The organism is Streptomyces griseoluteus (assembly GCF_004784465.1).
Classification (GTDB): Bacteria; Actinomycetota; Actinomycetes; order Streptomycetales; family Streptomycetaceae; genus Streptomyces; species Streptomyces griseoluteus.
Genome location: NZ_SRRU01000001.1, coordinates 115,145 through 128,704 on the forward strand (window position 1 = coordinate 115,145; position 13,560 = coordinate 128,704).

A 13,560-nucleotide genomic window follows, 5' to 3' on the forward strand; every position below is an offset into this window, starting at 1 on the left:
TACGGAGACCTCAGCCGACGACCGTCCAGGTGTCCCCGCCCGCCAGCAGCGTGGCCAGGTCGCCCTTGCCCTGCTGCTCGATCGCGGTGTCCAGCTGCTCGGACATCAGACTGTCGTAGACCGGCCGGTCCACCGCCCGGAACACCCCGATCGGGGTGTGGTGCAGGGTGTCCGGGTCGGCCAGCCGGGACAGCGCGAACGCCGTGGTGGGGGAGGCCGCGTGCGCGTCGTGGACCAGCAGGTCCGCCTCGTTGTCCGGGGTCACGGTGACCACCGTCAGCTCACCGGCCCGGTCCCGTACGACACCCCGCGAGCCGTCCGCGCCGAACCGCACCGGCTGCCCGTGCTCCAGCCGGATCAGCGCCTCCTCGGCCCGCTGCTTGTCCTTGAGGGCGTCGAAGGCACCGTCGTTGAAGATGTTGCAGTTCTGGTAGATCTCGATCAGCGCGGTGCCGGGGTGGTCGGCGGCCGCCCGTAGCACCTCGGTCAGATGCTTGCGGTCGGAGTCGATGGTCCGGGCGACGAACGACGCCTCCGCGCCCAGCGCCAGCGACACCGGGTTGAACGGCGCGTCCAGCGACCCCATCGGCGTCGACTTGGTGATCTTGCCGAGTTCGGAGGTCGGGGAGTACTGGCCCTTGGTGAGGCCGTAGATCCGGTTGTTGAACAGCAGGATCTTCAGGTTCACATTGCGGCGCAGCGCGTGGATCAGATGGTTGCCGCCGATGGACAGCGCGTCCCCGTCACCGGTGATCACCCACACCGACAGGTCCCGCCGCGAGGACGCGAGCCCGGTGGCGATGGCCGGGGCGCGGCCGTGGATGGAGTGCATCCCGTAGGTGTTCATGTAGTACGGGAAGCGGGACGAGCAGCCGATGCCCGAGACGAAGACGATGTTCTCCCGGGCCAGCCCCAGCTCCGGCATGAACCCCTGCACGGCCGCGAGGATCGCGTAGTCACCGCAGCCGGGGCACCAGCGGACCTCCTGGTCGGACTTGAAGTCCTTCATCGACTGCTTGCCCTCGGCCTTGGGGACAAGCTGGAGCAGCTCGCGTGCGGAGTCAGTCATCGATGGCCTCCTTGAGCGCGGTGGCGAGCTGTTCCGCCTTGAACGGCATGCCGTTGACCTGGTTGAACGAGCGGGCGTCGACCAGGTACTTCGCCCGGATCAGGGTGGCGAGCTGCCCCAGGTTCATCTCCGGGACCACCACCTTGTCGTAGCCCTTCAGCACCTCGCCGAGGTTCGCCGGGAAGGGGTTGAGATGGCGAAGGTGCGCCTGCGCGATGGACTCGCCGGCCGCGCGCAGCCGCCGTACCGCCGCCGTGATCGGGCCGTACGTCGAGCCCCAGCCGAGCACCAGCGTCGGGGCGCCGTCCGGGTCGTCGACCTCGATGTCCGGGACGTCGATGCCGTCGATCTTGGCCTGGCGGGTGCGGACCATCAGGTCGTGGTTGGCCGGATCGTAGGAGATGTTGCCCGTACCGTCCTGCTTCTCGATACCGCCGATGCGGTGCTCCAGCCCCGGCGTGCCCGGCACCGCCCAGGGGCGGGCCAGCGTGCGCGGGTCCCGCTTGTACGGCCAGAAGACCTCGGTGCCGTCCTCCAGCGTGTGGTTCGGGCCCTGCGCGAACTGCACCTGGAGGTCCGGGAGTTCGTCGAGGTCCGGGATGCGCCACGGCTCGGAGCCGTTGGCCAGGTAGCCGTCGGAGAGCAGGAACACCGGGGTCCGGTAGGTCACCGCGATCCGGGCCGCCTCCAGCGCCGCGTCGAAGCAGTCGGCCGGAGTACGCGGGGCCACCACCGCGACCGGCGCCTCACCGTTGCGCCCGTACATCGCCTGGAGCAGGTCGGCCTGCTCGGTCTTGGTCGGCAGACCCGTCGACGGGCCGCCGCGCTGGATGTCGATCACCAGCAGCGGCAGCTCCAGCGAGACCGCGAGCCCGATCGTCTCGCTCTTGAGCGCCACCCCCGGCCCCGACGTGGTCGTCACCGCGAGCGAACCCCCGAACGCCGCGCCCAGCGCCGCGCCGATGCCCGCGATCTCGTCCTCGGCCTGGAAGGTCCGCACACCGAAGTTCTTGTGCTTCGACAGCTCGTGCAGGATGTCGGAGGCCGGGGTGATCGGGTACGAGCCCAGGAACAGCGGGAGATCGGCCTGCCGGGAGGCGGCGATCAGTCCGTACGCCAGGGCCAGGTTGCCGGAGATGTTGCGGTAGTCACCGGGCGGGAAGGCCCGCGCGGCCGGCGCCACCTCGTAGGAGACGGCGAAGTCCTCGGTCGTCTCGCCGAAGTTCCAGCCCGCCCGGAACGCGGCCACGTTGGCCGCCGCGATGTCCGGCTTCTTGGCGAACTTGCTGGTCAGGAACTTCTCGGTGGCCTCGGTGGGCCGGTGGTACATCCAGCTCAGCAGCCCCAGCGCGAACATGTTCTTGCTGCGCTCGGCCTCCTTGCGGGAGAGGTCGAACTCCTTCAGCGCCTCCACCGTCAGCGTGGTCAGCGGTACCGGATGCAGCTGATAACCATCGAGCGAGCCGTCGTCCAGCGGGGAATCGGCGTACCCCACCTTCGCCAGCGCCCGCTTGGTGAACTCGTCCGTGTTGACGATGATCTCCGCGCCCCGCGGCAGGTCGCCGACGTTGGCCTTCAGGGCGGCGGGGTTCATGGCGACCAGCACGTTCGGCGCGTCGCCCGGGGTGAGGATGTCGTGGTCGGCGAAGTGGAGCTGGAACGAGGAGACGCCGGGCAGGGTGCCGGCGGGCGCGCGGATCTCGGCGGGGAAGTTGGGAAGGGTGGAGAGGTCGTTGCCGAAGGACGCGGTTTCCGAGGTGAACCGGTCCCCGGTGAGCTGCATACCGTCACCGGAGTCCCCCGCGAACCGGATGATCACCCGGTTCAGGCGCCGTACGTCCTTCGCTCCGCCCGGTCTGCGCTGCCTGCCGGCGGCGTTCTCGTCGGCCTGCTCCGCCGGGCTGCTGACCTGACTGGTCACTGAACTGGACCTCCTTCGAGGCGGCCGTCCGGGGGCGGTCTTCCCCCGGACCAATCCCAGGGTCAACCCTACGTCGCTCAGGGTCGGCTTCCGAGGATCGCTTGGGTATCTCCCGTTATGTGGACTCGCCGCGCCGTCCAGTCTGGGTGCCGTCAGGAGTTCAGATAGGTCAGCACTGCCAGAACACGCCGGTGGTCTCCGTCGCTCGGGGTGAGGCCCAGCTTCATGAAGATGTTGCTGACGTGCTTCTCCACCGCGCCGTCGCTCACCACGAGCTGCCGGGCCACGGCCGAGTTGGTCCGCCCCTCCGCCATCAGCCCCAGCACCTCCCGTTCGCGCGGGGTCAGCGCGGCCAGCACGTCCTGCTTGCGGCTGCGGCCCAGCAACTGCGCCACCACCTCCGGGTCCAGCGCCGTACCGCCCCGGGCGACCCGCTCCACCGCGGCGACGAACTCGCGCACGTCCGCGACCCGGTCCTTGAGCAGATAGCCGACGCCCCGGCTGGAACCGGCCAGCAGTTCGGTGGCGTAGCGCTCCTCCACGTACTGCGACAGCACCAGCACCCCGAGGTCCGGGTGGCGGCCGCGCAGCTCCACGGCGGCCCGCACCCCCTCGTCGGTGTGCGTCGGCGGCATCCGTACGTCCGCCACCACCACGTCCGGCAGCTCGTCCCGGCCGGCCAGCTCCGCGATGGTGGCGAGCAGCGCCTCCGCGTCCGCGACCCCGGCCACCACCTCGTGGCCGAGGTCGGTCAGCAGCCGGGTCAGCCCCTCCCTGAGCAGTACCGAGTCCTCGGCGATGACCACACGCACCTTGTTCTCCACGATTCCCCGAGCCCCCACACGCCTGTCGACAAGGAGGCCCAGCATTCCAGCTTCGTCAGGCGCGCCAGGGCAGTTCCGCGGTGATGACGGTGGGCCCGCCGGGCGGGGAGTCCACGACGAACACCCCGTCGACCGCGCCGAGGCGTTCGGCGAGTCCCGCGAGTCCTGATCCGTGGGCGGGGTCGGCTCCGCCGATTCCGTCGTCGCGGATTTGGAGCATGAGGTGGTGGGGGGTGTGCCAGAGGTCGAGGGTGGCGTGGTGGGCGTGGCTGTGTTTGCTGATGTTCTGGAGGAGTTCGCTGGCGGTGTAGTAGGTGATGCCTTCGATGGCGGGTGCGGGTCGGGTGGGGAGGTCGACGGTGAGGGTGACGGGGACGGTGCAGCGGGTGGCGATGGCGGAGAGGGCTGCGTCGAGTCCTCGGTCGGTGAGGACGGCGGGGTGGATGCCCCGGGCGAGGTCGCGGAGTTCTTTGAGGGCGGTTTTGACTTCGCCGTGGGCTTCTTCGACCATGCGGGCGGCTGTTTCGGGGTCGTGGTGGAGTTTTTCCTTGGCGAGTCCGAGTCCCATGGCGAGGTTGACCAGGCGTGCCTGTGCTCCGTCGTGCAGGTCGCGTTCGATACGGCGCAGATCGGCGGCGGCGGTGTCGACGACCACACCCCGGTCCGACTCCAGCTCCTCCACGCGGGCCGTCAGCCGGGAGGGGCCGAGCAGGCCGCGCACCAGCAGCCCGTCCACCGTGGTCAGGCCCCGCAGCAGCCACGGCGTGAGCAGCGTGAACACCAGCCCGACCAGCGCGGTCGCGGTGATCTCGAAGGGGTTGTCCAGGTAGACGCTGTGGTGGTCGTCCCCGTAGAGCTGGATGCCGCCCTGCCCGGCCCACATCGGGAACACCCAGAACCACAGCGGGTACGTCAGCAGCGCCCAGCCGTACGTCCAGAAGCTGAGGGCCACCGAGAAGGAGAACACCGCCCACGGGAAGTGGACCAGCGCGTACACCAGGTGCCGCCAGGACGAGCCGCTCTTGAGCACCGCGCCGAGCCAGGGCAGCAGCCCCGGTCCGCTGGGGTTCAGCGGCTCCGGCGCGGCCACCCGCACCTTCAGCAGCGCCCCGGCCCGCGCCCGCTCCAGCGCCCCGAAGCCCCGGCAGCCGACCAGGGCCAGCGCGAGGACGGGCACCCCGACGAAGGTCACCAGCAGGCCGGCGCCGAGCGAGATCATCGTGACCGTCCAGACGAACAGGGCGACGGCCACCGGCAGCCCGGTCAGCGCGTAGCCCAGCTCCCGCCAGGTCCGCGCCTCCAGCGGCGCCCGCAGCGCGGCGGGGAGGCGGTGGCGGGCCGGCTCTTCCCGGTAGGGCGTGTAGTGCGTGGCCATCGGTGTGGTCCCCGTTCTCCTCGTGTGGGCCTGCCTGCTCAGACTGCTCGTCCGCACCGGGTGCGGGCCATGGCGTGCGTCCCCGTCTTGAACAGGGGGTTTTCCCTACCGTCCGGCGCGGCGCTCGTCCTCGCGGTCCCGCCAGGGCAGCTCGGCGGTGATGACGGTGGGCCCGCCGGGCGGGGAGTCCACGATGAACACCCCGTCGACCGCGCCGAGGCGTTCGGCGAGTCCCGCGAGTCCTGATCCGTGGGCGGGGTCGGCTCCGCCGATTCCGTCGTCGCGGATTTGGAGCATGAGGTGGTGGGGGGTGTGCCAGAGGTCGAGGGTGGCGTGGTGGGCGTGGCTGTGTTTGCTGATGTTCTGGAGGAGTTCGCTGGCGGTGTAGTAGGTGATGCCTTCGATGGCGGGTGCGGGTCGGGTGGGGAGGTCGACGGTGAGGGTGACGGGGACGGTGCAGCGGGTGGCGATGGCGGAGAGGGCTGCGTCGAGTCCTCGGTCGGTGAGGACGGCGGGGTGGATGCCCCGGGCGAGGTCGCGGAGTTCTTTGAGGGCGGTTTTGACTTCGCCGTGGGCTTCTTCGACCATGCGGGCGGCTGTTTCGGGGTCGTGGTGGAGTTTTTCCTTGGCGAGTCCGAGTCCCATGGCGAGGTTGACCAGGCGTGCCTGTGCTCCGTCGTGCAGGTCGCGTTCGATACGGCGCAGATCGGCGGCGGCGGTGTCGACGACCACACCCCGGTCCGACTCCAGCTCCGCTATCCGGCGCTCCAGCTCGTCCGACGGCGCCAGCAGGGCGCGGGCCAGCGCCCGGTCCACGTTCGCCAGACCCCGCGCCAGATAACCCAGCACCGGCCACAGCACGAAGAACGAGACCAGCACGGTGGTGAAGGTCAGCACCCCCCAGGGCAGCCGGATCAGGCAGTAGAGCAGCGACCGCCAGCCCACCGGGTCCCGCAGCGCCTGCCACAGCCGCCGCACCACACCGCCGCCCCGCGCGAGTGGCAGCGGCGACGGCTCCGGCACCCGCACCCCGAGCAGCACGCGCACCCGCGCCCGCTCCAGCCTGCCCAGCAGCCGGGCGCCCAGCAGGGAGCCCGCCAGCAGCGGCAGCCCGAGTACCGTGACGGTGAGACCCCCGCTCACGGACAGCACGGTGACCGCGTACACGAAGCCCACCACCGCCAGCGGCAGGTTCAGCAGGAGATGCGCGATCTCCTTCCAGGTGTGCGCGTCGAAGGCGAGCCGGGCGGACGGCGGACGGCCGGAGTCGCCGGCCGGTCCGGCGGCGGGAGCGGGAGCGGTCATGGCGGCCAGCCTGCCGTGCCCGAAGGCCCGTACGCCATGCGGTGGACCGCCTTCCGGGCCCTGGGGAAAACCCCACCCCCCGGCCTCGCGGCCCGTCACGGGCTGCTTACCGGCGCTTTATCAGGGCCTAGACTCCCGTGCGTACGCAAACCTCTGCCGCGTCCGTCACAGGGCGCGCGGAGGTCACGGAGGACACCCGGTCAGGGAGCGAGGGACGGACGGTGCGCGAGACGTTGGGGGTGACGACGGTCGCCGCGGGCGGCACCACGTCGGACTACTTCGGGTCCTACTCGGTCGTGGGCCTGCTCGCCGTCGTCGGCATGCTCTTCGTGGCGGCCGCCTTCGGCGCCGGCCGCCTGCTGCGGCCCGTGGTGCCCACCCCCGAGAAGCTCATGACCTACGAGTGCGGTGTCGACCCCGTCGGGGAGGGCTGGGCCCACACCCAGGTCCGGTACTACGTCTACGCCTTCCTGTACGTCATCTTCGCCGTCGACTCGATCTTCCTGTTCCCCTGGGCGACGGTCTTCGCCGCCCCCGGCTACGGCGCGGCCACCCTGGTGGAGATGTTCATCTTCCTGGGCTTCCTCGCCGTCGGCCTGCTGTACGCCTACAAGAAGGGCGTCCTGACATGGACGTGAACCCGGCCGCCCCCGAGCCGGTACTGCTGCCCGAGCCCAAGCGGCTGGGCGCGCTGGCCCGGCTGGCACCCGAGCCGATGAAGGTCGTCCTCAACTGGGGCCGCCGCTACTCGCTCTGGGTCTTCAACTTCGGCCTCGCCTGCTGCGCGATCGAGTTCATCGCCGCGTCGATGGCCCGCCACGACTTCATCCGGCTCGGCGTCATCCCCTTCGCGCCGGGCCCCCGCCAGGCCGACCTGATGGTCGTCTCCGGCACGGTCACCGACAAGATGGCGCCCGCCGTGAAGCGGCTGTACGAGCAGATGCCCGAGCCGAAGTACGTCATCTCCTTCGGCGCCTGCTCCAACTGCGGCGGGCCGTACTGGGACTCCTACTCCGTCACCAAGGGCGTCGACCAGATCATCCCGGTCGACGTGTACGTGCCGGGCTGCCCGCCGCGTCCCGAGGCGCTGCTCCAGGGCATCCTCAAGCTCCAGGAGAAGATCGCCCGCGAGTCGCTTGCGGAGCGGTACGGCAAGGGGGGCGCGGCCCGGCCGTCCGTGGCCGCACTCCAGAGCGACCTGGTGCGTCCGCCGGCGGCTCCTTCCGCGGAGGGGACCGAGCGATGAGCTGGCTGCCCGCCCCCGTGGAGGAGCTCTTCGGCCCCGACGCCACCGCCGAGGAGTCGTACGACGTCCTCACCGTCGACGTGCCTCCCGCCGCGTGGCTCACCGCGCTCGAGACGGCTCGTACGACGCTGACCTGTACCTACTTCGACTGGCTGAGCGCGGTCGACGAACCCGGTACCGGGTTCCGGGTCTCCGCCCACGTCGTCGCCCTGCACCCGGTCCGCCGCCTGCTGGTGCGCACGACCGTCCCGCACGAGGCGCCGGTGCTGCCGAGCGCCGTCGGCGTGTACGCGGGCGCCGCCTGGCACGAGCGGGAGACCCACGAGATGTTCGGGGTCGACTTCACGGGCCACCCCGCGCTGGACCACCTCCTCCTGCCGGAGAACTTCGAGGGCCACCCCCTCCGCAAGGACTTCGTTCTCGCCGCCCGCGTCGCCAAGGCGTGGCCGGGGGCGAAGGAACCGGGCGAGTCGGAGCACGGCGGCCCCAAGCGGCGCCAGATGCTGCCGCCGGGGGTGCCTGATCCCAACGAGTGGGGCCCGCTGAAGGGCCAGCTGCCACCCGCGCCGTCGCGTCCCGCGCGGGCGGCTGCGGCGGGCGAGCGGCCGGCTCGGCGGGCTCGCGCTGCGGGGGAGCCGGGGGGCGGCGCGGCGGAGGAGGCTGTGCGACCTCGGCGGGCTCGGAGCGCCAGTGAGGGATCTGCGAGTCAGGGTGCTCCGGAGCCGGAGGGTGCTGCTGCTGGGCCTCGCCGGATGCGGAGTGCGAGCGAGGGGTCGGCGAGTCAGGCGGCTCGGGAGCCGGGGGCTGCTGCGCCTCGGCGGACGCGGAGTGCCAGCGAGGGCTCGGTGAGTCAGAGTTCGGCGGAGCCGGGTGCCGGGGCCTCGCCGCGCCGGATGCGGAGTGCGAGTCAGGGGTCGGCCGGCCAGGGGTCTCCGGAGGGTGTGCAGGCCCCTGCCGAGACGCCGACCGAGGCACCCAGGGGGCCGCGCAGGTCGCGCAGCGCCTCGCAGGGATCGGCCTCGCAGCGAACCGGGACGCCCGAGCCTGCTGAGCCCTCGGTACCGGCAGGGCCGACCGAGTCTTCGGAACCGAGTGGACCGAGCGGGCCTGCCGAGCCCGCACAGCCGACCGAGCCGAAGAAGCCGGCCGAGCCGGCGCGGCGTCGCAGCGCCGACGCGCCCTGGCATCACGCCCGTCCGGCCTTCGAGGAGGCCGACGAGCGGCCGAAGACACCCCCCGCTCCCGAGCAAGAACCCACCGACACCCCCGACGACCCCGCAGGAGGCGCGCAGTGAACGACGTGCTGGACGTCGCCCTGCGACTCGTCGTCGTGTTCCTCGTGTTCCTGACGTTGCCGCTGGTCATCGGGCAGACCGAGCACAAGGTGATGGCGCACATGCAGGGCCGCCTCGGCCCGATGTACGCGGGCGGCTTCCACGGCTGGGCCCAGCTCGTCGCGGACGGCGTGAAGTTCGCGCAGAAGGAGGACGTGGTCCCGGCGGGAGCCGACCGCCGCGTCTTCCAACTCGCGCCGGCCGTGGCCCTGTTGCCTTACCTCCTCGTACTGCTCGCCATCCCGATCGGCCCGAGCGCCGGTGCCGTGGGCCAAGTGCTGGACGCCGGCATCTTCTTCGTGCTCGCGGTGATGGGCGTGGGCGTCCTCGGCTCGCTGATGGCGGGCTGGGCCAGCGCGAACAAGTTCTCCCTGCTCGGCGGCCTGCGCACCGCCGCCCAGTTGCTCGCCTACGAACTCCCGATGCTGCTCGCCGCCGCCTCCGTGGCGATGGCGGCCGGCACGGTCTCGCTGCCCGGCATCGTGGGCGCCTTCCACTGGTGGTGGCTGCCCTGGCAGCTCATCGGCGCGGTGGTGTTCTTCGTCGCCGGACTCGCCGAGCTGCAACGGCCGCCGTTCGACATGCCGGTGGCCGACTCGGAGATCATCTTCGGGGCGTACACCGAGTACACCGGTCTGCGCTTCGCCCTGTTCCTGCTCGCGGAGTACGCGGGGATCGTCGTCCTGTGCGGTCTGACCACCGTGCTGTTCCTGGGTGGCTGGCACGGCCCCTGGGGCGCCGACGGGCTCGGCTGGGTGTGGACCCTGGTGAAGACCGCGATCCTCGCCTTCCTGGTGATCTGGCTCCGGGTCACCTACCCCCGGCTGCGCGAGGACCAGCTCCAGAAGCTGTCCTGGACCCTCCTCGTCCCGCTCGCCCTCGCCCAGATCGCCCTCACCGGCGTCGTCAAGGTGGTGACCGCCTGATGTCTCCCGTACCCGGCTCCGGCCTGGCCAAGGGCCTCGCCGTCACCCTCCGCACGATGACGAAGAAGACCGTCACCGAGCGCTATCCCGACGTCCAGCCCGACCTGCCGCCCCGCACGCGCGGCGTGATCGGCCTGTTCGAGGAGAACTGCACGGTCTGCATGCTCTGCGCCCGTGAGTGCCCCGACTGGTGCATCTACATCGACTCCCACAAGGAGACCGTCCCGGCCGCCGCCCCCGGCGGCCGCGAGCGCAGCCGGAACGTCCTCGACCGGTTCGCCATCGACTTCTCCCTCTGCATGTACTGCGGCATCTGCATCGAGGTCTGCCCCTTCGACGCGCTGTTCTGGTCCCCGGAGTTCGAGTACGCCGAGACCGACATCCGCGAACTGACCCACGAGCGCGACAAGCTCCGCGAGTGGATGTGGACCGTCCCGGCCCCGCCCGCGCTGGACCCGCACGCGGAGGAGCCGAAGGAGATCGCGGCCGCCCGCAAGAGCGCCGACAAACTGGCCGCCGCCCGGGCGGCCGAGCAAGCCCGGGCCGCCGAGCAGGCCGACCAGAACCCGGACCAGGAGGGAGAGCAGTGAGCCTCGCCGCCACCGCCCCGTACGGCTTCCTGTCCCCGACCGGCGTCGAGATCGCGTTCCTCCTCGTCGGCCTGGTCACCCTCGGCGCCGCGCTGATCACCGTCACCACCCGCCAGCTGGTGCACGCCGCCCTGTGGCTGGTGGTCACCCTCGGCGGCCTGGCCGTCGAATACCTCCTGCTCACCGCCGAGTTCATCGCCTGGGTGCAGGTCCTCATCTACGTCGGCTCCGTCGTCGTCCTCCTTCTCTTCGGGCTGATGCTCACCCGGGCCCCCATCGGCCACTCCCCTGACGCCGATTCGGGCAACCGGCCGGCCGCGCTGGTCGTCGCCGTGGGCTCGGCGGGCGCCCTGGTCTGGGTGGTGACGGACGCGTTCCGTGCCACCTGGATCGACCTGGACGGCCCGGCCGCGGGCACCACCGGCGTCACCGGCGAGAGCCTCTTCCGGCACTGGGTGCTGCCCTTCGAGGCGCTGTCCGTCCTGCTCCTCGCGGCCCTGGTCGGCGCGATCGTGCTGTCCCGCAAGGCCAAGGCCGAGCAGGCGGCCGGCACCCCGAGCCTGGCCAAGGCCCCCGGCGACAAGGAAGGCGCCCGCTGATGCACCTCGCCTACCCCGCCGTACTCGCCGCCCTCCTCTTCTGCACCGGCCTCTACGGCGTCCTCGCCCGCCGCAACGCCATCCTGGTCCTGATGTCGGTCGAGCTGATGCTCAACGCCGTCAACCTCAACCTCGTCGCCTTCGACGTCTGGCTCAGCCGGACCGCGCAGGACACCCTGCACTCCGGCCAGGCGCTGGCCCTGTTCACCATCGCCATCGCGGCCGCCGAGATCGGCATCGGCCTGGCGATCGTCCTCGCCGTCTACCGCGACCGGGCCACCGCCGACATCGACAGGCTCCGCGACACCGCCGAGACCCCCGGCGACGACCCCGACCATCCCGACGCCTCCGGGACCGAGAAGGCTGAGGCCACCGCGTGACCACCACCACCCTCGCCGCGCTCGTCCCCCTCCTGCCCTTCCTCGGCGCCGTCGCCGGACTCCTGCTGGGCCGCACCGCGCCCGGCTTCGTCCGCCCGCTCGCCGTGCTGCCGCCGCTGGCCTCGCTCGTGCTGGCCGCGCTGGTGGCGGCCCGCCAGGGCGGCGGCCGGGCCATCGACGCGTACACCCTGCTGACACCCACCGGCTCGGTCCCCGTCGACCTGGCGCTGCACATCGACGGCTTCGCCGCGCTCGTCGCGGTCCTGGTGGCCTTCGTGGCGACCTGCGTGCAGATCTACTCCACCGGTTACCTGCGCGACGACCCCCGCTACCCCTCCTACGCGGCCCTCGTCTCCCTCTTCACCTCCGCGATGCTCCTCGTCGTCTACTCCGGCGACCTGATCGTGCTGCTGGTCGGCTGGGAAGTCATGGGCATCTGCTCCTACTTCCTGGTCGGCCACTACTGGGGCACCCCCGAGGCCCGCGCCGCCTCCCTCAAGGCGTTCCTGGTCACCAAGCTCGGTGACCTCCCGTTCCTGATCGGCCTGTTCGCGCTGGGCACCGACGCCGGGTCCTTCCGCATCACCCGCGTCCTCGGCGCCGTGGCGAGCGGCGGACTCGACCACCCCACCGTGATCGCCCTGCTGCTCCTCGCGGGCGTGGCGGGCAAGTCCGCGCAGTTCCCGCTGCACACCTGGCTCCCCGACGCGATGGCGGGCCCCACGCCCGTCTCCGCGCTGATCCACGCGGCCACGATGGTCGCCGCCGGTGTCTACTTCGTGGCCCGTCTCCTCCCCGTGTTCGAGGCGTCCGCCGCCGCGATGACGGTCCTCGCGGTGATGGCCGCCGTCACCATGCTGGGCTCCGGCCTCGCCGCGCTCGCCCAGGACGACATCAAGCGGGTCCTCGCCTACTCGACGATCGGCCAGCTCGGCTACATGACCGGTGCCCTCGCCGTCGGCGACCGCGGTGCCGCCGTCTTCCACCTCCTCTCGCACGGCGCCTTCAAGGCGCTGCTGTTCCTCGCCGGCGGAGCCGTCATCCACGCCGCCGGCACCAACTCGCTGGCCGCCATGTCCCGGATGAGCCACCTGCGCGACCGCGTCCCGGACGCCTTCTGGACGATGACCGTGGCCCTGCTCGCACTGGCCGCGATCCCGCCGTTCAGCGGGTTCTTCTCCAAGGAGTCCGTCCTCGCCGCCGCCGAGCGCCTCGCCACCGGCCACCCCGGCCCGGCACCGGGCGCCGCCGGCTGGATCGTGCTCGTCGCCGCGCTCGCCACGGCCCTCCTCACCGCCGCCTACGCCACCCGGCTCTGGCTGCTGGCCTTCCGGGGCCGGGGCGCGGAGGCCCCGGACCACGGCCGCCAGCCGCTGACCATGACCGTGGTGCTCTGGGTGCTGGCCTTGCCCTCGCTGGCCTTCGGCGCGCTCGCCTACCGCACGCTGCCCGGCTGGTTCGACGGCCGGAGCCTCGCGCCCACCCTGCTCACCTCCGTCCTCGGCACCGGCCTCGCCGTGGTCGGCGGCCTGCTGGCCTACGGCGCCTGGCAGCGCGCCGCCGCGCGGGCGCCCCGGGTCCCGCTGGGTGCCGTCGCCGCCCATCCGGAAGGCGACGCGGGACTGGTCGAGGCCGAGGCCATCGCCGCCCACGAACCGGCGTACGGCGACATCGCTCAGGCCCCCGACCCGGCCGACCCCGGCCGTCTGCTGCTCGGCCCGCTGTTCGGGCCCGCCGCCGCGGGGTTCCACCTGGACGCCGTGTACTCGGCGCTGTTCGTCCGCCCGGTCCTGGGCGCGGCGAGCCTGGTCCGCTTCCTGGACCGCGAGGTCGTCGACACCTACGTACGCGGCGCCGCCGCCCTGCCCCGGCTGCTCGGCGCGGCCGTACGGCGCGCGCAGACCGGCAATGTGCAGACCTATGTGAGCGCGCTGCTCGCCGGCACCGTCGTCCTGACGGTCGCCGTCCTTCTCGTCGCCTCGGGAGCGTGA

13 protein-coding genes are annotated in these 13,560 nt (G+C 71.9%); 8 read left to right on the top strand and 5 right to left on the bottom strand.

Going from position 1 to position 13,560, the window contains the following annotated elements; translation table 11 throughout:
• Positions 1–10: 10 nt before the first annotated feature.
• From E5082_RS00575 to E5082_RS00595, 5 genes are all read right to left on the bottom strand, one after another.
• Positions 11–1,069 carry a 2-oxoacid:ferredoxin oxidoreductase subunit beta gene (locus tag E5082_RS00575; protein ID WP_135789357.1) on the bottom strand — a complete coding sequence of 353 codons (1,059 nt, stop codon included), beginning with the start codon at positions 1,067–1,069 and terminating at the stop codon, positions 11–13.
• Positions 1,062–2,990: a 2-oxoacid:acceptor oxidoreductase subunit alpha gene (locus tag E5082_RS00580; protein WP_135789358.1), complete on the bottom strand. Its 1,929-nt coding sequence runs from the start codon at positions 2,988–2,990 to the stop codon at positions 1,062–1,064. Before E5082_RS00580 ends, E5082_RS00575 begins: the two co-directional genes overlap by 8 nt.
• 152 nt (positions 2,991–3,142) lie before the next feature.
• On the bottom strand, positions 3,143–3,802 hold the full coding sequence (locus E5082_RS00585) for a response regulator transcription factor (protein WP_279638094.1): 660 nt from the start codon (positions 3,800–3,802) through the stop codon (positions 3,143–3,145).
• Between the two features lie 67 nt (positions 3,803–3,869).
• Positions 3,870–5,189 carry a sensor histidine kinase gene (locus tag E5082_RS00590; RefSeq protein WP_135789360.1) on the bottom strand — a complete coding sequence of 440 codons (1,320 nt, stop codon included), beginning with the start codon at positions 5,187–5,189 and terminating at the stop codon, positions 3,870–3,872.
• A gap of 105 nt (positions 5,190–5,294) precedes the next feature.
• Positions 5,295–6,494, bottom strand: coding sequence for a sensor histidine kinase (locus tag E5082_RS00595; protein WP_135789361.1), 1,200 nt, complete (start codon positions 6,492–6,494; stop codon positions 5,295–5,297).
• Between the two features lie 221 nt (positions 6,495–6,715).
• On the opposite strand from E5082_RS00595, the gene E5082_RS00600 reads away from it, so the two are divergent.
• Genes E5082_RS00600 through E5082_RS00635 form a run of 8 tightly spaced genes read left to right on the top strand, consistent with a single transcriptional unit; the run spans position 6,716 to position 13,560 of the window.
• Positions 6,716–7,132, top strand: coding sequence for an NADH-quinone oxidoreductase subunit A (locus E5082_RS00600; RefSeq protein WP_135789362.1), 417 nt, complete (start codon positions 6,716–6,718; stop codon positions 7,130–7,132).
• Complete coding sequence (locus tag E5082_RS00605) at positions 7,123–7,740, top strand: NADH-quinone oxidoreductase subunit B (RefSeq protein WP_135789363.1); 618 nt, start codon at positions 7,123–7,125, stop codon at positions 7,738–7,740. The genes E5082_RS00600 and E5082_RS00605 overlap by 10 nt, the downstream gene beginning before the upstream one ends.
• Positions 7,737–9,035, top strand: a complete 1,299-nt coding sequence (locus tag E5082_RS00610; protein WP_135789364.1) for an NADH-quinone oxidoreductase subunit C — start codon at positions 7,737–7,739, stop codon at positions 9,033–9,035. The genes E5082_RS00605 and E5082_RS00610 overlap by 4 nt, the downstream gene beginning before the upstream one ends.
• Entirely contained in the window at positions 9,032–10,000 is a 969-nt protein-coding gene (locus E5082_RS00615; protein ID WP_135789365.1) for a complex I subunit 1/NuoH family protein, read from the top strand. Before E5082_RS00610 ends, E5082_RS00615 begins: the two co-directional genes overlap by 4 nt.
• A complete protein-coding gene (locus E5082_RS00620) occupies positions 10,000–10,590 on the top strand; it encodes a NuoI/complex I 23 kDa subunit family protein (protein ID WP_135789366.1) in 591 nt (196 codons plus the stop codon). Before E5082_RS00615 ends, E5082_RS00620 begins: the two co-directional genes overlap by 1 nt.
• Positions 10,587–11,189, top strand: coding sequence for an NADH-quinone oxidoreductase subunit J family protein (locus E5082_RS00625; protein WP_135789367.1), 603 nt, complete (start codon positions 10,587–10,589; stop codon positions 11,187–11,189). Before E5082_RS00620 ends, E5082_RS00625 begins: the two co-directional genes overlap by 4 nt.
• On the top strand, positions 11,189–11,569 hold the full coding sequence (gene nuoK, locus E5082_RS00630) for an NADH-quinone oxidoreductase subunit NuoK (protein WP_135789368.1): 381 nt from the start codon (positions 11,189–11,191) through the stop codon (positions 11,567–11,569). Before E5082_RS00625 ends, nuoK begins: the two co-directional genes overlap by 1 nt.
• A complete protein-coding gene (locus E5082_RS00635) occupies positions 11,566–13,560 on the top strand; it encodes an NADH-quinone oxidoreductase subunit 5 family protein (protein ID WP_135789369.1) in 1,995 nt (664 codons plus the stop codon). Before nuoK ends, E5082_RS00635 begins: the two co-directional genes overlap by 4 nt.